Origin of the sequence: Pseudomonas sp. MAG733B (assembly GCF_036884845.1) — a bacterium.
GTDB lineage: Bacteria > Pseudomonadota > Gammaproteobacteria > Pseudomonadales > Pseudomonadaceae > Aquipseudomonas.
This window is the reverse complement of the sequence record NZ_CP145732.1, coordinates 3,685,819-3,707,971: the sequence shown is the minus strand read 5'-3', so window position 1 is coordinate 3,707,971 and position 22,153 is coordinate 3,685,819. Positions and strand designations below refer to the sequence as shown.

Genomic DNA, 22,153 nt, shown 5'->3' with positions numbered 1-22,153 from the left:
TTATTTGAGACCGACCTTGTACAGTCCGCCATCCTCTTCATCGGTCAACACATACAAATACCCGTCCGGCCCCTGCCGCACATCGCGGATGCGCTTGTTGAGTTCGCCCAGCAAGCGCTCTTCGTGTACGACCTTATCGCCATCGAACTGCAGGCGGATGAGTTCCTGCGTCACCAACGCACCGATAAATACGTTTTGCTGCCAGGCTTTGAAGCGATCACCGTCGTAAAACGCCATGCCACTGAGACCGGGAGACTTTTCCCAAAAGTGTCGCGGGCTGACGGTGCCCTCGGCGGTTTTTCCCTTGGCTTCCGAGATCGCCTGACCGGAATAGTTGATGCCGTGAGTGGCCAGCGGCCAACCGTAGTTCTTGCCGCGCTCAATCACGTTGATTTCATCACCGCCCCGGGGGCCGTGCTCGTTTTCCCACAGGGTGCCGTTCCACGGGTTGAGCGCCGCGCCTTGCGGGTTGCGAACGCCATAGGCCCAGATCTCCGGTCGCACACCGGCCTGGCCGACAAAGGGGTTGTCATCCGGGACCTTGCCGTCCGGGTAGATCCGCACGATCTTGCCCTGCAACTTGTCGAGATCCTGAGCGGTCGGTCGGTCGTTGTTTTCACCCAGGGTAATGAACAGATAGCCATCGCGGTCGAACACCAGTCGCGAACCGAAATGGTTGCCAACCGAAAGCTTTGGCTCTTGGCGGAAGATCACCGTGAAATCCTTGAGGGTCGTCAAGTCTTCCGACAGCTGACCCCGGCCGACCGCAGTGCCCGCCTTGTCGCCCTGCCCGCCACCCTCGGCGTACGACAGATAAATCGTGCGGTCTTGCGTGAAGTCCGGTGACAACACCACATCCAGCAAACCGCCCTGCCCCTTGGCCCAGACCTTGGGCACGCCGTTGATGGGCGCGGAGAGTTTGCCGTCAGCCGTCACCACACGCAGGTTGCCGGGGCGTTCAGTGACCAGCATGCCTTTGCGGTCAGGAAGAAACGCCAGCGCCCAGGGATGCTCCAGGCCCTTGGCGATCGGCGTGACCTCAAGGGTGCCCTGTTCACTTTTCATGTTCTGGGCGGGCGCTGCCAGCACCGACGGCGCGGCGGTCAATAGTGCGCTGGCGCAAAGAGTGGCCAGAAGGGTTTTACGCAACATGCACGATTCCTTTTGTCATGAGGATGGACATCTGCCCTGCCTTAAAGCGAATGCGGGGGCCTCAGTTTCGAGGAGGTGGATTGGGGATGAAGGTCGGTGCGCCGGTGGGCGCCGATCGCTGTTGGGGAGAGCGATTGCCGATGCCGCCGTTGTCGAGGGTCGGTGGGCGCGGCACCGGCACGGTGTTCGGGCCACGAATGGCCGGCGCACTGGGTTGTGTGCCCTGCATGCTATTGGGATTGGCCCGGCGAATCGGGCTGTTGTAAGGATTGTTGCCGCCGCTGTTCGGCAGGTTCTGGGCGACCTGCAATGGCACACGCGACGAACTATCCTGCGCTTGAGCCAATGGGCCGAAGATGCAGGTCATGGTGAGCAGGATGAGAGCGGAAATGTATCGTGTCATGGAACGCCTCTCTACATGCGCGTGAACAAGGTCTTCGATAGCACGCTACGCCCAGGGTTCGGTTTTGTTAACCAAAACCTCGCCCGCAAGATGTAACACGAAGTTGACCTCCCGCCGCGAGCGGGCTGCAACCCGTGGAAACTTTTGCCCGAGGCCCAGAGTCACCTGATCATCACTCGCGAGAACACGACCATGGCACGGGCAATCTGGAAAGGCGCGATCAGTTTCGGGCTGGTGCATATTCCTGTGGCGCTGGTCTCGGCGACCTCTTCGCAAGGGGTGGACTTCGACTGGCTCGACAGCCGCAGCATGGAACCGGTGGGTTACAAGCGCGTTAACAAAGTCACCGGCAAGGAAGTCACCAAGGAGCACATCGTCAAAGGTGTCGCCTACGAAAAGGGTCGGTACGTGGTGCTCAGCGAAGAGGAAATCCGCTCGGCACATCCCATGTCGACCCAGACCATCGATATTTTTGCCTTTGTCGACGGCAAGCAGATTCCATTGCAGAACATCGACACACCGTACTACCTGGCGCCGGATAAACGCGGCGGCAAGGTCTACGCGTTACTGCGCGAAACCCTGATCAAAACCGAAAAAGTCGCCCTGGCCCGCGTGGTGCTGCATACCCGCCAGTACCTCGCGGCATTGATGCCGCTGGAATCTGCGCTGGTTTTGGTGAAATTGCGCTGGCCGGCGGAAGTGCGCAGCCTGGATGAACTCGCCCTTGGGCCGGACGTCACCGAGGCCAAACTGGCCAAGGGTGAACTGGACATGGCCAAACGGCTGGTACAGGACATGAGCGCCGAATGGACGCCGGAAGATTACCGGGATGAGTTTGAAGACAAGATCATGGCCCTGGTCGACAAGAAGGCCCATGAAGGCAAGATCGAGGACGTTGAGACGGATACCGGAGAAGAGGCCCGTAAGACAGCGGATGTGATTGATTTGACTGAGTTGCTCAAACGCAGTCTTGGGGGTAAGGGAGCGAGCAAAACGGTGGCCAAACCCAAACCGGCTGCAAGGAAAAAAGCCAGTAAGTGATGTGTCGGATGTTAAGGCCTCTTCGCGAGCAAGCCCGCTCCCACATTCGACTGTATTCATTCGGGGGGATGGCGATCAAGAGTGGGAGCGGGCTTGCCCGCGATGACGATTTCAGCCGTTCAACTGCTTTCAGATCAGAATGAAGACCGCCAACAAACCACCAAAAATCGCCCACTTTTCGAGGTAATAGAGCTTGCGATTACGCTTCTTCAGCTCTTTGCCACGCAGACGAATCTTGTAGATCTTGCCAAACAGACGGTTGATTCCACCGGTCTTGTCACCCGCCTCGTTCGGCGCGCCGGCAGCCGACATCACATTGCGGCTGAACCAGCCGTTGAACGCTGCCGCCCAGCGATACTTCATCGGACGCTCGACATCGCAGAACAGAATGATGCGGTTCTGTTGCGTGGTGTTTTCCGCGTAATGAATGAACGTCTCGTCGAACATTACCGCTTCTCCATCGCGCCAATGGTAATTCTCGCCATCGACATTGATGTAGCAACCGGCGTCGTTGGGCGTTTCCAGGCCCAGGTGATAACGGTACGAGCCTGCATACGGGTCACGGTGACGCACCAGTTTGGAACCCGGCGGCAACTCGGCGAACATGGCAGCCTTGATCGAGCCGATGCTCTGCACCAGTTCGGTGGTGCGCGGGCAAAGCTTCATCGCCGAGGGATGGCTGTCGCCGTACCATTTGAGGTAGAAGCGCTTCCAGCCGGTTTTGAAGAACGAGTTGAAGCCGACGTCGTCGTACTGGTTCGAGCGCTTGATCTCGCCTGCTCGCAGCAGGTTCTGGCCTTCAGCGCGGATTTCTTCCCAATGGGCCTGCAACGGCGCAAGGTCGGGGAAATCCGCTGGATTGAGGTAAGGCTTGTTGGGGATCTTCGAGAACAGATAAAGGAAGCAATTGATCGGCGCCAGAAACGTCGAGTGATCGCTCAGTTGGCGGCCCAGCTTGTGGCGCACCCGACCACGCAGGTGAACATACGCGACGGATACAACGTAGATAGCGGCAATGATGAGTTTCACGGAAATCGTCACACGTCAGAAGTGAACAAACTGCGCCCCCTGCCAGCCAGCGGCCTGCGGGTCTTGTGCAGCGTCTGAAAACGAAACAGCGGCCCCGGTGCCCGTCCGTGAGCCATGCCGGATGTCGACATCCGGTGAAAGATGGCATTTTAGTCACAGTTTGTAACCAATAGTTAACCTGTTGCAGTGAAAATCTATGGGCCGATGCTGCCAAAGCATCTCTGTGGCCTGATTGCCCTATCGTTTAAAGAGCCAGACCAGTACAATCGCCGCCAAACTTTACGTGCCTCTTCGTTGATGACGGGAAAAACCCGCTTTCAGCGCACTTTGATTCGGGTCAAGCGCGGTACTGCCGCACCCTGGCTACTCTGAATGCTTCGCAGGAAAAACCTTTGATCTCTACAGCTAACATCACGATGCAGTTCGGCGCCAAGCCGCTCTTCGAAAACGTCTCGGTCAAATTCAACGGTGGCAACCGTTATGGCCTGATCGGCGCCAACGGTTGCGGCAAGTCGACCTTCATGAAGATTCTCGGTGATGACCTCGAGCCGTCCGGCGGCCAGGTCATGCTGGAGCCGAACGTGCGTCTGGGTAAATTGCGCCAGGACCAGTTCGCCTACGAAGAATTCACCGTGATCGACACCGTGATCATGGGTCACGAAGAGCTGTGGAAGGTCAAAGCCGAGCGCGACCGCATTTATTCGCTGCCGGAAATGAGCGAAGAAGACGGCATGGCCGTGGCCGAACTGGAAACCGAGTTCGCCGAAATGGACGGCTACACCGCCGAATCCCGCGCCGGCGAACTGCTGCTGGGCCTGGGCATTCCCCTGGAACAGCATTTCGGCCCGATGTCCGAAGTTTCCCCAGGCTGGAAACTGCGAGTGCTGCTGGCCCAGGCCCTGTTCTCCGATCCGGAAGTGCTGTTGCTCGACGAACCGACCAACCACCTGGACATCAACACCATTCGCTGGCTGGAAACGATCCTCAAGGCGCGTAACAGCACCATGATCATCATTTCCCACGACCGTCACTTCCTCAACAGCGTGTGCACCCACATGGCTGACCTGGACTACGGCGAGCTGCGTCTGTTCCCGGGCAACTACGACGAGTACATGACCGCGGCGACCCAGTCCCGCGAGCAACTGCTGTCGGACAACGCCAAGAAGAAAGCCCAGATCTCCGAACTGCAAACGTTCGTCAGCCGCTTCTCGGCCAACGCCTCGAAAGCCAAGCAGGCCACTTCCCGCGCCAAGCAGATCGACAAGATCCAGCTGGCCGAGGTCAAGCCATCGAGCCGCGTGAGCCCGTTCATCCGTTTCGAACAGACCAAGAAGCTGCACCGCCAGGCCGTGACCATCGAGCAGATGTCCAAGGGCTTCGACGGCAAGACCCTGTTCAAGAACTTCAGCTTCACCGTCGAAGCCGGCGAGCGCGTCGCGATCATCGGCCCGAACGGTATCGGAAAGACCACCCTGCTGCGTACCCTGATGGGGGAACTGACCCCGGACGCCGGTTCCGTCAAGTGGACCGAAAGCGCGGAGCTGGGCTACTACGCACAGGACCACGCCCATGACTTCGAAGACGACGTCAGCCTGTTCGACTGGATGGGCCAGTGGACTCAGGGCGAGCAGGTCATTCGTGGCACCTTGGGCCGGATGTTGTTCTCCAACGACGAGATCCTCAAGTCGGTCAAGGTCATCTCCGGTGGTGAGCAAGGCCGCATGCTGTTCGGCAAGCTGATCCTGCAAAAGCCTAACGTACTGGTGATGGACGAACCGACCAACCACTTGGACATGGAATCCATCGAGGCGCTGAACCTGGCGCTGGAAAACTACCCGGGCACGCTGATCTTCGTCAGCCACGACCGTGAATTCGTATCGTCCCTGGCCACTCGCATCATTGAGCTGAGCCCGAATGGCGTGACCGACTTCAGCGGCACCTATGACGACTACCTGCGTAGCCAAGGCGTCGTGTTCTAAGCGTCGGTTTGAAATGAAAAGCCCTGTCCTTGTGACGGGGCTTTTTGTTTCAAAGATCAAAAGATCGCAGCCTTCGGCAGCTCCTACAGGGTGTACTCATAATTGATGTAGGAACTGCCGAAGGCTGCGATCTTTTTAATCGTTAGCCTGCTTTCTTTTATCGCAACGTCACGCCATCATGCAGCTCTCCCACCGCCGCCCGCGAACGAGCCCTCATGTCTGCGCAGCAACAGCCACCGCAAAGCTCCATGGCGATCACCCTGCAGATCGTCTCTATCGTTTTCTATACCTTTATTGCCTTCCTCTGCATCGGCCTGCCGATTGCGGTGTTGCCGGGGTATGTGCATGAACAGCTTGGGTTCAGCGCTGTTATCGCCGGGTTGACCATCGGCTCACAATACCTGGCCACCCTGCTCAGTCGACCGATGGCCGGGCGCATGTCCGACAGCATCGGCACCAAGCGCGCGATTGTTTATGGCTTGACCGGGATCGTCTTGAGTGGCGGACTGACCTTGCTGTCGACCTTGCTACAAAGCCTTCCTTTATTAAGCCTGTTGATCCTGATCGCCGGCAGATTGTTACTCGGAATTGCCCAAGGCTTGATCGGGGTCGGCACCATCAGTTGGTGCATGGGTCAGGTCGGCGCAGAACACACGGCGCGTTCGATTTCATGGAACGGGATTGCGTCCTACGGTGCAATCGCCATTGGTGCGCCGCTGGGCGTGGTAATGGTCGCTGAGCTGGGCTTCGCCAGTTTGGGAATCGCCCTGTCGGTGCTGGCCCTGGCGTCGTTGCTGCTGATTCGTAACAAACCGTCGGTGCCGGTGGTGCGCGGCGAGCGCCTGCCGTTCTGGGCCGTGTTCGGGCGCATCGCGCCATTCGGGGCGAGCCTGAGCCTGGCCTCCATCGGTTATGGCACCCTGACGACGTTCATCACGTTGTACTACATCAACCGCGGGTGGACCGGCGCGGCGTACTGCCTGACGGTGTTCGGCGTGTGCTTCATTCTGGCGCGGTTGTTGTTCATTTCCAGCATCAGCCGTTTTGGCGGATTCACTTCAGCCATCGCCTGCATGACCATCGAAACCGTTGGCCTGGTGCTGCTCTGGCTCGCGCCGTCGACCGGTTACGCCTTGATCGGTGCCGGCCTGACCGGGTTTGGCCTGTCGCTGGTGTATCCGGCGCTTGGCGTCGAGGCGATCAAACAGGTGCCCAACTCGAGCCGTGGCGCGGGGCTGAGTGCTTATGCAGTGTTTTTTGATCTGGCACTGGCGATCGCCGGCCCGTTGATGGGGGCCATTGCGCTGAACCTGGGGTATTCGTGGATTTTCTTTTGCGCGGCACTGTTGTCAGTGGCCGCGCTGGGGCTGACGTTACTGCTCAAGCATCGCTCGATGGCCTAGCGACTTGCATCAACCCTGTAGGAGCCAGCCTGCTGGCGATGGCGGAGTATCAGTCGACATCAATGTTGGACCTGATGGCCTCATCGCGAGCAGGCTCGCTCCTACAGAAGCGGGTTATTGATCCGCCGTCTGCATTCCCGCCCGCGTCGCTTTACCCAAGGTCCGTGAGAAGAAGCGCCCCGCTTCAGTAACCAGATTGCGGTGAATGTCTTCCCGGTCGACGCCATCGGCATCGGTGCACAGCGCCGGCATGATGACGATCTGCTCGTCGTTGCACGGCGCCATGAACACGAAGTGCCCTGCTCCCGCCAGCAGCTTGAAGTCCGGCGCGACAGGCAGTTTGCGCGCCAGTGCGGCGGCGTTCTTGTCGAACGGCACCAGTTTGTCGCCATCGCCGCTGTACAGCAGCACCGGCACATGCACGTCGGCAAGGGTGTGACGACCGAATTTCAGGCTGAGCGGCGCCATCAGTAACAGCGCGTGAACACGCGCGTCGGCCACCGGTTGCAAATCATCACGATCGACGATCAGTTCGCCTTGGGTGTTACAGGCATCGCGGTCGTCCGGACGTTCCTGGCAGTAACGACGCAGGCGATCCAGATCCGGCGTCGCACCAGACAGTATCAACGCCGTCTCCCCGCCCGCCGAATAACCGATCACACCGACCTGGTCAGCATTGACGAACGGCGCGAGCATGCGGTCGCCCAACGTTGCGGTAATGGCTTCGGAAATCTGGATTGGCCGTCCGTAAAGATTGCTCAAGGTGCCGAGACGGCTGTGGTCCTTGGAGTTGTCGCCCGGATGGATCACCGCCACCACCACGAAACCTTTGCGAGCCAGCGACGTGGCCAGGTCATGCAGGGCCAATGGCGTTCCGGTGTTGCCGTGGGACAGCATCAGCATGGGGAAACGGCCCATGGCGACCTTGGTGTCTTCACCGGCCTCGACCATGTAGCCCTCAAGCTTGCTGGAGTGCTCTTTGTCGCTGGAGGGATAGAACGCGATGGCACGCATCGGTTGCAGATCGAGCGGGTCGAGAAAACTCATCTCGTGGTAACCGACGCTCCAGTGAGGATGCGGCGCGGGGGCGGCGTGCACTGAATTCAGGCTGCCAAGCAGGCATATCAGAAGAGTTGCACAAAGACGCATCATCGGATGCCCCACCTGTTACCAGACCATAGACGTTAACCCTTGGTTGCATATCCTGGGCCAACCTCTGTAACGACCAGAAACAAAAAACTCCGTATCTGGCACTTGCGTGATCAGAATACAGAGTTTTTTGGGGCATTACCTGAACGGTTGCTGCTTTTACGCAAGCCTTACGCGGCGGCGAACAGTTGCTCGCTGATTTGCGTGTGAGCGTCGCTCATCGCTTTGGTGCGCACTTCGTCACCGTACGCCAGACCGTGTGCACGAACGAACTCGATGTCGGTGATGCCAATGAAGCCGAACAGCACTTTCAAGTAGTCTTCGTGGGCAACACCGGTCGCCTGGCCAGCGTGCAGCCCGCCGGAAGTCGAAACGATCACCACTTTCTTGCCGCCGCACAGGCCTTCAGGGCCGGCTTCGGTGTAACGGAAAGTCTGACCGGCAACGGCAATGCGGTCGATCCAGGCTTTCAGTTGAGTCGGGATGGTGAAGTTGTACATCGGCGCTGCAATCACGACGGCGTCGGCGGCGAGGAATTCGGCCAGGGTCTGGGCGCTCAGTTCGGCTTCGTGCTGTTGTGCGGCGTTGCGCAGCTCAGCGGTGGTGCCGGCAGCAACCAGAGTAGTGGCGGAGAAGTGGCTGATTGCATCGGCGGCCAGGTCGCGGTAGGTCACGACGGCGGTTGGCTCGGCGGCTTGCCAGGCTTTGACGACTTCGCCACTCAGCAGACGGGAAGCCGAGTTGTCACCAAGAATGCTCGAATCGATATGCAGCAGTTTCATGTGGGATCTCCAGGTGAGGATCGCCGCCAGGGCGATCTGATGGAGACAATCCTACAGACGAAACCAATAACTGATTAGAGTGCAACAATGCGATAGTTTGTCTCACTGATAGAACGATTGAGTAACGCCAATGCAAGATCTTAATGACCTCTATTACTTCGCCAAAGTCGTCGAGGCCGGTGGCTTCGCGGCCGCCGGGCGTTTGCTGGGGATTCCCAAGTCGCGGCTGTCACGGCGTATTGCAGAGCTGGAAGAGCGTCTTGGCGCGCGTTTGTTGCAGCGTACCACCCGGCAACTCAAGCTGACCGCCGTGGGCGAACGCTACCTGCGCCACTGTCAGGCGATGTTGCTGGAAGCCGAAATGGCCGACGAGGCCGTGGCCAGCATGTCCAGCGAGCCACGAGGACGCTTGCGGGTGTCCTCTCCCGTTGGATTGGCGCACGAAATGCTGCCGGAGGTGATCAGCAACTTTCTGGAAAAATACCCGCAAGTGCAGTTGGAGGTGATGCTGGTCAACCGTCGCGTCGATCTGGTGACCGAAGGTGTCGACGTGGCTCTGCGCGTACGTGAACCGGGCGACGAAGACCCGCTGCTGGTCACGCGCCGGTTGCGTCAGGCACAGATGCTCGTGGTGGCCAGTCCTGCATTCCTGCAAGGGCGTGACATCAACCGTCCCGAGGACCTGAAGAACCTGCCGGTTCTCGGCGCCCTCGAACCCGACCGCATGGTGCATATTCGCCTGGTGGACGGCCAAGGCAAAAGCTTCGAACTGGCCCTTGAAGCGCGACTGGGCATCGACGATTTCATTGTGCGCAAGACCTGCGCGCTCGCCGGCCAGGGTTTTACCACGCTGCCGATGATGTACTGCGAGCAGGAACTGGCGAACGGTTCGCTGGTGCAACTGCTGCCGGACTGGTCGCTGCCGGGTGGCTGGTTGCAAGCGGTCTATCCTCACCGTCGCGGCGTGATGCCGGCCGTGCGGGCCTGGCTCGACCATTTGATCGAAACATTCAATGCCTGCGGGGATCGTTTGATATGAAGTCAGGACGCATGAGCGAAGCGGATGTCGCGGCCTTTTGCCTGGCCTTGCCGGGCGCACGGGAAGATTACAAATGGGGTGGCGTGCGGGTATTTTCGATTGCCGGGAACAAGATGTTCGCCTTGCAAAATTTGCGTGGCGATTCCCTGGCGTTCAAGGTCGACAAGGATCTGTTTCTCGGTCATTGCGACCGACCGGGCATTCATCCGGCGCCTTATCTGGCGCGTGCCCAGTGGATCATCATGGCAACGCCCTACCCTTTGGGCGCCGAAGAACTGCAAGGTCTGTTGCAGCGTTCCCATCAACTGGTGGTCAGCAAACTGCCCAAGCGTACTCAGGTCGGGCTGCTGCTCTGATTCCTTCTTTTATTAGAACTTAGAACAACGCGAACAGCTGCGCGCCGAGGAACAACTGGTCGATCCAGAACACCTGGTGCAGCAGCACAATGAGCCAGAACACCACTTGAAACGAGACTTTGCGCGTCTTGTGTCGAAACACCTGTTGCGCGAGCAACGCACCCGGCCAGCCGCCGGCGAACTCCAGGGCATGCAGCACGTTTTCCGGGGTTCGCCATTGATCGGCGCGGGCCTTGCGTTTGTCGCTCCAGTACAGCAAAAACGCCAGCACGCTGACGATGCCGTAGGCTGCCAGCGGTATCAGCGACACCCCTCGCAGCCACAACGACATCGAACCGAACAACGGCAGCGCGCACAGGATCGCAAACACCAGCAGTTTCAGCCGGGGATTGCGGATCTCGCCTCCGGAGTTACGCCCGGGATTGTTGCGCGCGCTGGAGTCACTCATGGCTTGGCCGCAGTCCAGTCGACCCAGCCAAACTGCCAGGTGGCCAGAATCAGCAGGCCGAATGCGATGCGATACCAGGCGAACGCCGCATAGCTGTGGCTGGCGATGAACTTGAGCAAGCCCCGAACAGCGATCATCGCGAAGATGAATGCAGTGACGAAGCCGATCGCGAACACCGGGAAGTCAGACGGCACGAACAGGTCGCGGTACTTGTAGCCCGAATACACCGCCGCGCCGACCATGGTCGGCATGGCCAGGAAGAACGAGAACTCGGTAGCGGTTTTGCGCGACAAGCCGAACAACAAGCCGCCGATGATCGTCGAGCCGGAGCGCGAGGTGCCCGGAATCATTGCCAGGCACTGGGCGAAACCGACTTTCAGGGCATCTTTCCAGGTGATGTCGTCGACGGTTTCGGCATGCACTTCATGTTGGCGCTTTTCAGCCCACAGCATGACGATCCCGCCGATCACCAACGCAGTGGCCACCGTGATCGGATTGAACAGGTAGTGGTGAATCAGGTCGGCGAAAATCACCCCCAATACCACGGCCGGCAGGAAGGCGATCAGCAGGTTGGCGGTAAAGCGTCGAGCGCTTGGCTGCGTCGGCAAACCGATGACAACGTCGAAAATCTTCCGGCGAAATTCCCACACCACCGCCAGGATCGCCCCGAGCTGAATGATGATGTTGAACGCCATGGCGCGCTCGCCGCCGAAGTTGAGCAGGTCAGCAACAATGATCTGGTGCCCGGTACTCGAAATGGGCAAAAACTCCGTCAGCCCCTCTACAACCCCAAGAATCAAAGCCTGAAAGGCAGTCCAAAGATCCATCAATCCCCCAAAAGGCTATGCGTCGACGCATGCCCCGTTAGTATTTTACAAAGCGTTAATCGCGCTCAGCGTAGTTGAAATTCCACGAGCGCAAGATCCCAGTCGCCTGTGAAAAACCCGTGAAAAATCAATTTGTATTCAGGTTTTACCGCGCGGGGCCGAAATCCTATCAGACAAGTCTGAAAAGCGCTGCCGCGTTATCGGACCTGGCAGGATGCTGGCGATCAATCATTACAAAAACAAGAAACCCCAGAACAAGAAATCGGAGCACCGCGTTATGAACAGCTTGCGCAATATGTCGATCAGCCGCCGTTTGTGGCTCATCCTGATCGTGGCCGTCATGATGCTGTTGGCCTTGGGCGTGATGATGCTCAAGCAGATCCACGACGATTTGTACGACGCCAAGGCGCAGAAGACCCAGCATGTGGTGCAGACCGCCAGCGGCGTTCTCAGTTATTACCAAGGTCTGGAAACCGCCGGCACCCTCACCCGCGAAGCCGCGCAGAAACAGGCGCTGACCGCTATTCGCGGCCTGCGTTACGACCAGAACGATTACTTCTGGATCAACGATCTGACGCCCGTGATGGTCATGCACCCGGCTAACCCGAAACTTGACGGCCAGAACCTGTCGGCGATCCGCGACCCGGACGGTTTTGCGGTATTCAACGAAATGGTTGCCGTCGCCAAGAGCAAAGGCGCCGGGATCGTCAATTATCGTTGGCCGAAGCCCGGTGCCAGCGCACCGGTCGAGAAAACCTCTTACGTCAAATTGTTCGAACCGTGGGGTTGGGTGATTGGCTCGGGCGTGTACATCGATGACATGCAGGCCGAGTTCTACGGACAGGTCTGGGAAGCTTCGCTGATCGGCCTGGCCATCGCACTGATCATGGTGGCGCTGGTGATGCTGATTGCCCGCAGCATCGTCCGCCCGTTGCAGGAAACCGTGAACGCAATGGCCAATATCGCCAGCGGCGAAAGCGACCTGACCCGCAGCCTCGACACCCACGGCCAGGACGAGGTCACGCAACTGGCGCGGCATTTCAATGCCTTCACCACCAAGCTACGGCTGGTGATCGGTGAGTTGCAGGTGTCGGCGAGCGCCCTCGGCCAGTCATCCAGCGAACTGGGCAACGACGCCACCCAAGCCCAGCAACGCAGCCAGCAACAATCGCAGCAGATGGAGTTGGTGGCCACGGCCATTAATGAAGTGACCTACGGCGTGCAGGACGTGGCGAAAAACGCCGAGCATGCCGCCAGTGAAATGCGCGATGCCGAAGCGCAGGCGCAGCAAGGCCAGATCAACATCGACGGCAGCCTGCAACAGATCGACACGCTGTCTTCGACGATCGATCAGGCCGTGGAAGTGATCCGTACGCTGGCCGCCGAAAGCACCCAGATCGGCAGTGTTCTGGAGGTTATCCGCTCCATCGCCGAACAAACCAACCTGCTGGCCCTCAACGCTGCAATCGAGGCTGCCCGGGCCGGTGAGCAAGGTCGCGGTTTCGCGGTCGTAGCGGATGAGGTTCGTCTGCTGGCCCAGCGCACCCAGAAGTCCACGGCAGAAATCCAGTCGATGATCGAACGCTTGCAAGCCCATTCCGAAGCGGCGGTCAAAGTCATTGGCGACAGCAGCCGCGCCTCGCAACTGACCATTGAACAGGCCGGTCTGGCCGGTGCCAGCCTGAACGCCATCGGCCAGGCGCTGCGCAACCTCAACGGGCTGAACGCCTCGATCGCCAGCGCGACTTTGCAGCAGGCGCATGTGGTCGAGGACATCAACCAGAACGTCACGCAAGCCGCCGGGCTCTCCCACAGCACCGCATTGGCAGCGGAACAATCCAGCGTGGCGAGTGTGCGACTCAAGGGCTTGAGTGAGCAATTGAACGGATTGCTCAAGCAGTTCCGGGTGTAACGCCAAAAAGATCGCAGCCTGCGGCAGCTCCTACAGGTCAACGCCTTGTTCTGTAGGAGCTGCCGAAGGCTGCGATCTTTTGATCTTCAAACCAAATACCGCTGCCTGCGGTTACAATCCGCCCCCCAAATTCGATTTCCCCAAGGAACCTCCATGTCCGGGCTTGAACTGTTTGCCGCCACCCTCGGTGTCATTGCCGTCTGGTTGACGGTCAAGCAGAACCCCTGGTGCTGGCCGATCGGTCTGGTCATGGTGCTGATTTACAGCTGGATCTTTTTCGAAGTGAAGCTGTATTCGGACATGTTGCTGCAAGTGATCTACGCGGCCCTGCAGATCTATGGCTGGTGGCAATGGACCCGTGCAGGCGATGCGCGACAAGGGCGCGAAGTGACCCGGCTCGACGGCCAATCGGTGATGTTCGGTCTGCTCGTCGGTGCCGCTGGCAGCCTGATGCTGGGCGCGGCCATGGCGCACTGGACCGACGCCGCGCAACCCTGGCTCGATGCAGCCCTTACCGGCTTCAGCCTGGTGGCGCAGCTGTGGATGGCACAGAAACGCGTTCAATGCTGGCCATTGTGGATCGTGGTGGATGTGATCTTTGTGGGTCTATTCGTCTACAAAGGAATGTACCTGACCGCCGCTTTGTACGGCTTGTTCCTGTTGCTCGCCGTGCAAGGCTGGCGTGAATGGCGTACCGCCCCGGCGTTGCGCACATGAAGGTCCTGGTGCTCACAGGCCCTGAATCCAGCGGCAAGAGTTGGTTGTCGGCCGAGTTGCAAGCGCATTTCGGTGGGTTGCTGGTGGGCGAGTACGTGCGCTGGTTCATCGAACAGGAGCAGCGAGACACCTGCCTGGCCGATATCACCGAGATTGCCCGGGGCCAGTTGCGCTGGGAGGACGAGGCCCGCGCCCGGCAACCAGAACTGCTGATCCTTGATACTCACTTGTTGAGCAACATGCTCTGGAGCCGGACGTTGTTTGGCGATTGCCCGCCGTGGATCGAGCAAGCATTGCTGGCCCGGCAATACGACCTGCATCTATTGCTTTCGCCGGAAAACGTCGACTGGACGGATGATGGCCAGCGCTGCCAACCGGCACTGACCGAACGCCAGGCATTTTTCAACGACACCCAGGCCTGGCTGGAGCAGCATCGAAGAGTTGTTCAGATTCTGCGTGGCGACTGGGCTGATCGTCGGGTTCAGGCCTTCGAAGCCGTGTCGAGGTTGCTTGCGCCCTTTCCCTGATTCTGGGGAGATTTACCCAGCGCTTTCCCCTGTTTTGGGGGGAAAGTGTCCGTTCCTGAAACACCCTCTCTGTCTCAAACCGCCTGTTTCAGCACCCGTGCCATGATTCGGCCTTGGTTGTTAACCCATTGAAACACGTCCTCGCAAACCATTGTTCTAGAGCATCGCAAGCGCTTTGGCTGGCTGTAGGCCCTGTGTGGTGTCTCAGCGCTGAAACAGCTGAAAATTCTTGCTCCCGGACAGAATCTGCAAACGCTTGAATTTCAACAGTATTCGAAAAGCGGCACAGCTTTCGCTCTCTCCTTCACAACGCTGACTAGGGCCAGCCCACAAGAAGAAGGAATTGCACCGTGGGGACTTTCAAAAAAGGCATGACCTGCCTACTGCTTATAGGAAGTGCCGCAACGTCGGTACTCACGTTCAATGCCCAGGCCGAAGGCGACGGCACAATCGTTTTGACTCGCGATGTCCAGGCCGTGCATTTCGGTCGCAATGGCGGCAAGGACCCAAACCCTACCACCGTCAATGCCAATCCTTCAGCACGAGTGACCTCGGTACTCAATAGCACCGAGCTGAGCGATGGCGACTTCGCAAACATCGCCAGCGGCAAATCCATCGCTGTCAACAACATCAATAAAAACAGTCCTGGCTTTCAAGGCTTGAATACGGTCACCAACCCGAACGGTATGCCCGGCATGGGCTCAGGTCATCAGGGCGGTAGTGGCAACGCGATTTCAGGCACCATCAACCGCGCAATGAGTTCCGGCCTCGCCCCTCTGGGCAGACTGGCTGGAGGTCAATGACATGAATCGTTCCGTCCTTTTTCTTGCCCTGCTCGGCTGTGCCAGCGCCATGGCCGACTCGGGAATCAGCTCAGTCAACAACGCCACCCTTCAAGACTCCGGCACCCAGTACAGAGGCAACTTCAACATCAACCAGGCCGCCGGTGATCAACAGCAACAGGCCAACGTTCGTGCAATTGCCATCGGCACCGAAGCCGGGGCGACCACCATTGTTAACCAAAAACTCAATACGCCCGCCAATCCGTCGATGAACGCGACGGCCACCATCGGCGGCACTTCTTTCAGTAATGGCAACGGTGTACTGGGCGTCAACCAGAGCGCCGGGGCCAACAACCAGATGGCCAACGCCATGCGCATCAGCATCAGTGCTGCGCCGCAAGCCGTTGACGATAGCGCCCTTTCTCAACAGAACGTGGCGTTGCTACCAAGCTCAGGAGCAACTGGCACCCCAACCGGCAGTCGCCAGGTCGTGACAAGCGACCAGGCCTTCACCGGCAGCCGAGGGGTGATTCAGGTGAACCAGAGTGCCGGGGTGGGGAACCGAATGGCTAACACCCTGAGCATCCGGGTCGCTGACTGACCCAAACGCAGTGCGATTGGAAAGTACCAACACTTAACCAACTAATAAGCACGGAGAAACACCATGAAACCTACAATGGCCTTAAAACCACTGGTTTTCGCTCTCGCAGCAGTGATGGCAATCGCAGCACAAGCAGGCGGTCGTGATGATGATCACGGTCATGGCAATGGTCACGGCAACGGGCATGGTAACAACCAGCCTAAAGGCCCAACTCTGGAACAAATTCTGTCGATCACCGCCGGTGCTGGGGCCACCGTCATGGATCAGCAAAGCAGCTCCGGCAACGCAGTCCTGAACCAAGGCACCAAAAATGGTGCTGCAGTGGATAGCTCGCTGAACGGCTCCAACGGCAACATGGGCGCCAACGTTGCAGCCGGCGACGGCAACCAACAAGATAACGCCGCCGCCCTGGCCACTGCTGACGAAAGCTTCATCTTCGGCACCGCAGTCGCTGCTTCCAGCGCTACTCAACTCAATGGTGGCAACACCGTTCTGAACTCGTCCAACACCAACGCCGCGTCCCTGAACAACGCCGGCAACAACGGCTCCGGCAACATCGGCATCAACGTAACCTCCGGCAACTTCAACCAACAGAAAAACAACCTGGCCATCGCCGTATCGGGCGGCCGTGTAGCACAAGCTGCTGCTGCGGCCAACCAATCGTCCACCGGCCTGTCTGTCACCAACGCCGCTACTCAGGCTTACACCAAAGATACCCTCGTGGGTACCTTTAACGCTGCTGGCGTATTCGTAGCGGCAGGCACTGCGACGACCGAAGGCGACAATCACGGTGGCGGCAACCATGGTGGTGGCAACAACCACAACAACGACCGTGGCGGCAACAACGGTGGCGGTAACCATGGTGGCGGCAACCATGGCGGCAACGGCGATACCACGTCCGATTTCGTTGCTGTCGGCGTGTTCGGTCTGGCTGGTGTAACCACCCAACAAGTGATGACTCCAAACGGCTGGAAAAACCCTGTAACCAACACTGCTACAATGACCAACTCGATGAATGGCTTCTCCGGCAACGGCGGCGCCAACGTATCGTCTGGTGTAGGCAACCAACAAAGCAACTCGCTGTCCATCGCTGCAGGTTGCAGAGCCTGCCTGTAATCGCGATCGAAATGAAAGCCCCGGCAACGGGGCTTTTCCTCAGTCCGCAAAGGCGTATCGATCATGCGTAAGACTGCACTCATCGCCCTCCTCTGCCTGTCTGGCCTGACCCAGGCCGCACAGATGTCAGTGGCCGCCCTTCCTGGCGGCACACTCATCTATAAGCAGGTACAGAGTCTGCGTGAGCGCAAGTTCAGCAACATCGTCGAACAGAAAACCGATTTCAGTTGCGGCGCCGCCGCACTGGCAACGATTTTGCGCCAGGCCTATTGGCTCGACGTCGATGAAGAGCACATCATCAAAGGCATGCTGGTCAATGCAGACCAGGACCTTGTCCGTACGCAAGGTTTCTCCATGCTGGACATGAAGCGCTACATAGAAAGCATCGGCATGCGTGCCCGGGGCTACAAAATCCCACCTGAAAAGCTCGACGCAGTAACGATTCCGGTGGTGGTACTGACGGAAGTTCGCGGCTACAAGCACTTCGTGGTGTTGCAGCGTGCTGACAAGAACTGGGTCTATATTGGCGACCCGGTACTCGGTCACAAACGCTACTCCCATGATGACTTTGTCAAAGGTTGGAACGGAATTGTCTTCGCTATCGTTGGACCCGGCTACGAAAAAACCAATGCACTACGCAGCCCACCGGAACCGCTGACAGCCAAGAACAAGCTGGATAACTTCAACCCGGTCAAAGATGCTGAATTGATGGACTTTGGTTTCATACAGAGCGACTTCTTTTAATCGCCAACTAGATGATAGGGAGCAGGATGCTCCGGGAGCAGCAAATGAAAACCTCATATTGGGTGGCCGCCGCCTGTCTGGTAGCGAGCACCTCAGGTTTTGCCAACGGATTCAAACCCATCGAAATCAAGGATCAGGAGCTTGCCGAACTGCGTGGCCGGTATGTCATGCCAGGACGGATCATCAGCTTCGGTGTTGTAATGAGCAGTACCTGGCGCAACGCCAGTGGCGATCTGATCGGGGCGACTACCTCCATGCAGATCCAGGCCGCAACGGTCAAACCCGAATTCTACGTGTCAACATACAGTCAGTCCGGTAACGGCGGCTCTTCTCAACAAGGCACCGGCAGCGTGGTTGGCGGCGCAGGCTTGAATGGCACGCAAGGCATCACCCAGAGCGTACGCGCCGCAGGGGACGGCAACAGCGCTTACAACAACATCGCTATCGATGTAAAAGAAGCCAACTCGGCCCCGGCACTGGTACCCGCTCAAGGTCAGGCATTGATGGCCGGCCAAACCATCACCGGCAGCAATGCTGCAGGCAGCATCGCGGTTTCCGCAACCAATGGCGGCGTGCAAATGGCCATTCAGGCCAATAACAATCAAGGTTCGGCCATGCAACAGGTTGCCCAGGGCGGCCTTCTGCAAAACACCCGTTTGCTGGGCAATAGCAACATGGTCAGTAACCTCACCCAGCTCAATGTTGTCCTCAATAATAATGGCCCAAGTGCCGGCGCATTGGACTGCAACCTGAATCAACTCGCCGCCCTTCGCACCTTGGGATATTGAACTACGCTGAGTCTCGACCATTGGGCATTACAAGGGACGGCTTAATTCATGTATCGATCAGTGTCACTGCGTGCTGTTGTATGTTTGAGCACTCTGTTCCCGGCGGTGATGGTGCAAGCAGCACCGGATGCGGAAGTAGAGCTTCTGAAACAGGAACTTCTGGAGTTGAAGCAACGATACGAAGTACAACAAAAAGCCCTGGCGGTACTCGAGCAACGGGTCCGCCAGGTAGAAGAACAACCGGCATCCCCTCCTCCAAAACGCCTGGCCAAGTCACCGGCAGACATGAAAGGCAACTCGCAAGTTGCGGTCGGCACTGGCGCCGCAGCCGCTTCAGGGGGAGCGGCCGGGGGTGGCAGTTCCTATGGACAATCGCTGGCAGATGATTCTCAACCGGCACAAAGCGTTTCCAACCTGTATGACGAGGCCAGCGGATTCTTCGGCGGCGGCAAGTTCAGCGTAGAAACCGGGCTGACCTACTCCCGGTACGATACCCGCCAGCTGATCCTTAACGGATTCCTCGCACTGGACTCGATCTTTCTGGGCAACATCAACCTTGACCGGATCAAGGCCGATACCTGGACGCTTGACCTGACCGGTCGCTACAACTTCAACAACCGCTGGCAGTTTGACCTGAACGTGCCGGTGGTCTACCGCGAATCCACTTACCAGTCAGGCGGCGGCAATGGTGGCTCCGCAGGCGTGACAACCGAAGAAACCGTGACCCGTGACCCGGAGATCGGCGACGTCAACTTCGGTATTGCCTATAAGTTCCTCGACGAGTCGGTCAACACGCCGGATGCCGTAGTCACCTTGCGTGTCAAGGCACCTACCGGCAAGGACCCGTTCGGCATCAAACTGCGTCAGGTGGACGCCAACTCCAACCTGTTCGTACCTGACACACTGCCTACCGGTAATGGCGTCTGGTCGATCACACCGGGCATCTCTCTGGTCAAAACGTACGATCCGGCCGTGCTGTTCGGTAGCTTGTCCTACACCCATAACTTCGAGGAGTCCTTCGACGACATCAGCTCCACTGTCGGACAGAAAAACCCGGGCAAAGTGGACATCGGCGACAGCTTCCAGCTCGGTGCCGGTATCGCATTCGCCCTGAACGAAAAGATGAGTATGTCGTTCTCGGTGTCTGATGTGGTGCAACGCAAGAGCAAAATCAAACAGGATGGCGGGGATTGGGAGTCTGTCACTTCCAGCGACGCCAACGCCGGCTACTTCAACATCGGCATGACCATTGCCGCTACAGATAACCTGACGATCGTACCCAACCTGTCCATCGGCATGACGGACGATGCTCCGGACTTCCAGTTCAGCCTGAAATTCCCGTACTACTTCTGACCCACGATAAAAGCCCCGCTGCGACATCATCGCAGCGGGGCTTTTTATCGTGTTGTGTTCAGCGAATCTGATGTTTGTGCAACAGCCGATAGAACGTCGGCCGCGACACACCCAGGACTTTGGCGGCGACGCTCAGGTTGTCGCTATGTCGGTTCAGCACATCGCACAACGCCTGGCGTTCGGCCCGGGTCTTGTAGTCTTCCAGCGTGCCCATCGGCGTGGCGACGGCCTGCTGGCTGATCAGCCCCAGGTCGCGCGCCTCGATCTGCCGCCCTTCGGCCAATACCAGCCCGCGGCGTACCCGGTTGGCCAGTTCACGAACATTGCCCGGCCAGTCATGCTTGCCCATGGCGATCAAGGCGTCTTCGCTGAAACTGCGCGGACGACGACCGGTTTCATGGCTGTAGAAATGGGAGAAGTGGTTGGCCAGCATCGACAGGTCGCCGTGACGCTCACGCAATGGTGCTGTCACGACTTGCAGCACGTTCAAGCGGTAGTAGAGATCTTCGCGGAAGCGCTTTTTCTCGATCGCGGCCTCAAGGTCGACGTGGGTCGCCGCCAGAACCCGTACGTCCACTGGAATCGGCTGGCTGCCGCCCACCCGCTCGATGTGTTTTTCCTGGAGAAAACGCAACAGGTTGGCCTGTAGCTCCAACGGCAGGTCGCCAATTTCATCAAGAAACAATGTTCCGCCGTTGGCCGCTTCGATCCGCCCGACCTTGCGTTGGTGGGCGCCGGTAAAGGCTCCTTTCTCGTGACCGAACAGCTCGGACTGGATCAGATGCTCCGGAATCGCGCCGCAGTTGATCGCAACAAAGGGTTTACTGTGACGCTGGGACTGTCGGTGCAAAGTGCGGGCCACCAACTCTTTACCGGTGCCGCTTTCACCGCGAATCAAAATCGGAGACTCAGTGGGCGCCAATTTGCTCAGCAACTTACGCAACTCGCGTATCGGCTTACTGTCGCCCAGCAATTCATGTTCGGGCTGATCAATGTGCACCGTGCCCTGCCCGCGCAGGCGCGCCATGCCGAACGCTCGGCCCAGCGTGACCTGGACTCGTGAGACATCGAACGGCAAGGTATGGAAGTCGAAAAACCATTCGCAGACAAAGTCGCCGACATTCTGCAAACGCAGGACATCCTGCGTCAGGACGGCAATCCACTCGGTACCGCTGCGGCTGATCAGCTCTTTGACGGCATCCGGGCGCTCAAGGTGAAAAGGCTGCAAGCGTAACAAGCCCACATCGCAGGTTCGGTCGGCAGCGTGTTCCAGTGAACAGCTGTCAACATCCCAACCCACAGAGCGTAATCCCGGTAATAGACGATGGCAGTCGTCGCAGGGATCAACCACTAATAGACGTCGTAAGGCAGGCGCTTCGCTCATGACTGTTCCTTGGCGCCAAATTCTAGGAAATATTATTAAAAACAGTCATTTGGCAGACCTGGCTGTAACATTAGCAAGAATTTGACGTAGCCTTGTACCGTTTGACTATAGGGTTGTTGCTTAAATAGTTATAAGAACAAGTTTGTTAGTTACCTAACGAGTCCAATCTTTCATTCAGCTTTCAAAGCAGGCTTTTGCCGGGCTTCTTTGAAAGAAAGTTGAAATTTCTTTCCTTTGTGTGTGACCCGAACCCCGGTTGCGGGCATCAGTACAAGTAACCAGCCGAACGGTAAGCCCAACCATCGGCACATCACTTGATTGGGCATACAGAGAGAACATCCCATGAACGCCCCGCTCCGCATCAACGAAGCTCTTTTGATTGCCGACCGCGCATTCCAGCCTTTCCAATGCGTGGCCTGGGCGCCACAGGACGGCAACGGCGAACTCAGCCTGACCGTGATCGATCGCACCAACAACAGTATAGGCCGCAAGCAGATTCCAAGCAGCGCCTACACCGACCCTGAGCAGCTTGAACGCTTGCTGCAACAGGCTCGTGAAGAGTTGAGCCAGGAAGGTTACAAGCTGCAATCGTGGTCGATGCCGCACTGATCGTTTTGCGGA

23 protein-coding genes are annotated in these 22,153 nt (G+C 58.2%); 15 read left to right on the top strand and 8 right to left on the bottom strand.

The window, feature by feature from the left end; all coding sequences use genetic code 11:
- Together V6Z53_RS17130 and V6Z53_RS17125 are read right to left on the bottom strand one after the other, a co-directional pair.
- Positions 1-1,152, bottom strand: a complete 1,152-nt coding sequence (locus tag V6Z53_RS17130; protein WP_338580784.1) for a PQQ-dependent sugar dehydrogenase — start codon at positions 1,150-1,152, stop codon at positions 1-3.
- A 61-nt stretch (positions 1,153-1,213) separates the two neighbouring features.
- The gene (locus tag V6Z53_RS17125) at positions 1,214-1,555 is read right to left on the bottom strand and encodes a hypothetical protein (RefSeq protein WP_338580783.1); all 342 of its coding nucleotides are present in this window, start codon (positions 1,553-1,555) and stop codon (positions 1,214-1,216) included.
- A 192-nt stretch (positions 1,556-1,747) separates the two neighbouring features.
- Between V6Z53_RS17125 and V6Z53_RS17120 the strand changes: the two genes are divergently transcribed.
- A complete protein-coding gene (locus V6Z53_RS17120) occupies positions 1,748-2,596 on the top strand; it encodes a Ku protein (protein WP_338586509.1) in 849 nt (282 codons plus the stop codon).
- A 129-nt stretch (positions 2,597-2,725) separates the two neighbouring features.
- Here the strand turns inward: V6Z53_RS17120 and lpxO are convergent, their stop codons facing one another.
- Complete coding sequence (lpxO, locus tag V6Z53_RS17115) at positions 2,726-3,625, bottom strand: lipid A hydroxylase LpxO (protein ID WP_338580782.1); 900 nt, start codon at positions 3,623-3,625, stop codon at positions 2,726-2,728.
- 392 nt (positions 3,626-4,017) lie between these two features.
- On the opposite strand from lpxO, the gene V6Z53_RS17110 reads away from it, so the two are divergent.
- Together V6Z53_RS17110 and V6Z53_RS17105 are read left to right on the top strand one after the other, a co-directional pair.
- On the top strand, positions 4,018-5,604 hold the full coding sequence (locus tag V6Z53_RS17110; RefSeq protein WP_338580781.1) for an ABC-F family ATPase: 1,587 nt from the start codon (positions 4,018-4,020) through the stop codon (positions 5,602-5,604).
- A 215-nt stretch (positions 5,605-5,819) separates the two neighbouring features.
- Positions 5,820-7,007: an MFS transporter gene (locus V6Z53_RS17105; RefSeq protein ID WP_338580780.1), complete on the top strand. Its 1,188-nt coding sequence runs from the start codon at positions 5,820-5,822 to the stop codon at positions 7,005-7,007.
- Between the two features lie 114 nt (positions 7,008-7,121).
- Here V6Z53_RS17105 and V6Z53_RS17100 read toward each other — a convergent pair whose 3' ends face one another.
- Together V6Z53_RS17100 and V6Z53_RS17095 are read right to left on the bottom strand one after the other, a co-directional pair.
- Positions 7,122-8,159: a dienelactone hydrolase gene (locus V6Z53_RS17100; RefSeq protein ID WP_338580779.1), complete on the bottom strand. Its 1,038-nt coding sequence runs from the start codon at positions 8,157-8,159 to the stop codon at positions 7,122-7,124.
- Positions 8,160-8,326: 167 nt separating this feature from the next.
- A complete protein-coding gene (locus V6Z53_RS17095; RefSeq protein ID WP_338580778.1) occupies positions 8,327-8,938 on the bottom strand; it encodes an FMN-dependent NADH-azoreductase in 612 nt (203 codons plus the stop codon).
- 130 nt (positions 8,939-9,068) lie between these two features.
- Here V6Z53_RS17095 and V6Z53_RS17090 point away from each other — a divergent pair, with 130 nt between their 5' ends.
- Entirely contained in the window at positions 9,069-9,977 is a 909-nt protein-coding gene (locus V6Z53_RS17090) for a LysR substrate-binding domain-containing protein (protein WP_338580777.1), read from the top strand.
- Positions 9,974-10,333, top strand: a complete 360-nt coding sequence (locus V6Z53_RS17085) for an MmcQ/YjbR family DNA-binding protein (protein WP_338580776.1) — start codon at positions 9,974-9,976, stop codon at positions 10,331-10,333. Before V6Z53_RS17090 ends, V6Z53_RS17085 begins: the two co-directional genes overlap by 4 nt.
- Before the next feature lie 19 nt (positions 10,334-10,352).
- Here V6Z53_RS17085 and V6Z53_RS17080 read toward each other — a convergent pair whose 3' ends face one another.
- Positions 10,353-10,781 carry a DUF1294 domain-containing protein gene (locus V6Z53_RS17080; RefSeq protein ID WP_338580775.1) on the bottom strand — a complete coding sequence of 143 codons (429 nt, stop codon included), beginning with the start codon at positions 10,779-10,781 and terminating at the stop codon, positions 10,353-10,355.
- Positions 10,778-11,608: an undecaprenyl-diphosphate phosphatase gene (locus V6Z53_RS17075; RefSeq protein WP_338580774.1), complete on the bottom strand. Its 831-nt coding sequence runs from the start codon at positions 11,606-11,608 to the stop codon at positions 10,778-10,780. Before V6Z53_RS17075 ends, V6Z53_RS17080 begins: the two co-directional genes overlap by 4 nt.
- A 277-nt stretch (positions 11,609-11,885) precedes the next feature.
- Between V6Z53_RS17075 and V6Z53_RS17070 the strand changes: the two genes are divergently transcribed.
- The 9 genes from V6Z53_RS17070 (at position 11,886) to V6Z53_RS17030 (ending at position 20,148) form a co-directional block, all read left to right on the top strand.
- A complete protein-coding gene (locus V6Z53_RS17070; RefSeq protein WP_338580773.1) occupies positions 11,886-13,520 on the top strand; it encodes a methyl-accepting chemotaxis protein in 1,635 nt (544 codons plus the stop codon).
- A 153-nt stretch (positions 13,521-13,673) separates the two neighbouring features.
- Complete coding sequence (pnuC, locus tag V6Z53_RS17065) at positions 13,674-14,237, top strand: nicotinamide riboside transporter PnuC (protein WP_338580772.1); 564 nt, start codon at positions 13,674-13,676, stop codon at positions 14,235-14,237.
- Positions 14,234-14,764, top strand: coding sequence for an AAA family ATPase (locus V6Z53_RS17060; RefSeq protein ID WP_338586508.1), 531 nt, complete (start codon positions 14,234-14,236; stop codon positions 14,762-14,764). The genes pnuC and V6Z53_RS17060 overlap by 4 nt, the downstream gene beginning before the upstream one ends.
- Before the next feature lie 350 nt (positions 14,765-15,114).
- Positions 15,115-15,567 carry a hypothetical protein gene (locus V6Z53_RS17055; RefSeq protein WP_338580771.1) on the top strand — a complete coding sequence of 151 codons (453 nt, stop codon included), beginning with the start codon at positions 15,115-15,117 and terminating at the stop codon, positions 15,565-15,567.
- A gap of 1 nt (position 15,568) precedes the next feature.
- The gene (locus V6Z53_RS17050) at positions 15,569-16,147 is read left to right on the top strand and encodes an adhesin (protein WP_338580770.1); all 579 of its coding nucleotides are present in this window, start codon (positions 15,569-15,571) and stop codon (positions 16,145-16,147) included.
- A 63-nt stretch (positions 16,148-16,210) separates the two neighbouring features.
- Positions 16,211-17,263, top strand: a complete 1,053-nt coding sequence (locus tag V6Z53_RS17045) for a heme utilization protein (RefSeq protein ID WP_338580769.1) — start codon at positions 16,211-16,213, stop codon at positions 17,261-17,263.
- A 63-nt stretch (positions 17,264-17,326) separates the two neighbouring features.
- Positions 17,327-18,007, top strand: a complete 681-nt coding sequence (locus V6Z53_RS17040) for a C39 family peptidase (RefSeq protein WP_338580768.1) — start codon at positions 17,327-17,329, stop codon at positions 18,005-18,007.
- Between the two features lie 26 nt (positions 18,008-18,033).
- Positions 18,034-18,795: a hypothetical protein gene (locus V6Z53_RS17035; RefSeq protein WP_338580767.1), complete on the top strand. Its 762-nt coding sequence runs from the start codon at positions 18,034-18,036 to the stop codon at positions 18,793-18,795.
- 48 nt (positions 18,796-18,843) lie between these two features.
- Complete coding sequence (locus V6Z53_RS17030; protein WP_338580766.1) at positions 18,844-20,148, top strand: hypothetical protein; 1,305 nt, start codon at positions 18,844-18,846, stop codon at positions 20,146-20,148.
- Positions 20,149-20,206: 58 nt separating this feature from the next.
- On the opposite strand, the gene V6Z53_RS17025 is transcribed toward V6Z53_RS17030, so the two are convergent.
- Complete coding sequence (locus V6Z53_RS17025; protein ID WP_338580765.1) at positions 20,207-21,532, bottom strand: sigma-54 dependent transcriptional regulator; 1,326 nt, start codon at positions 21,530-21,532, stop codon at positions 20,207-20,209.
- A gap of 342 nt (positions 21,533-21,874) precedes the next feature.
- On the opposite strand from V6Z53_RS17025, the gene V6Z53_RS17020 reads away from it, so the two are divergent.
- Positions 21,875-22,141 carry a hypothetical protein gene (locus tag V6Z53_RS17020; protein ID WP_338580764.1) on the top strand — a complete coding sequence of 89 codons (267 nt, stop codon included), beginning with the start codon at positions 21,875-21,877 and terminating at the stop codon, positions 22,139-22,141.
- The last annotated feature ends 12 nt before the right edge of the window (positions 22,142-22,153 follow it).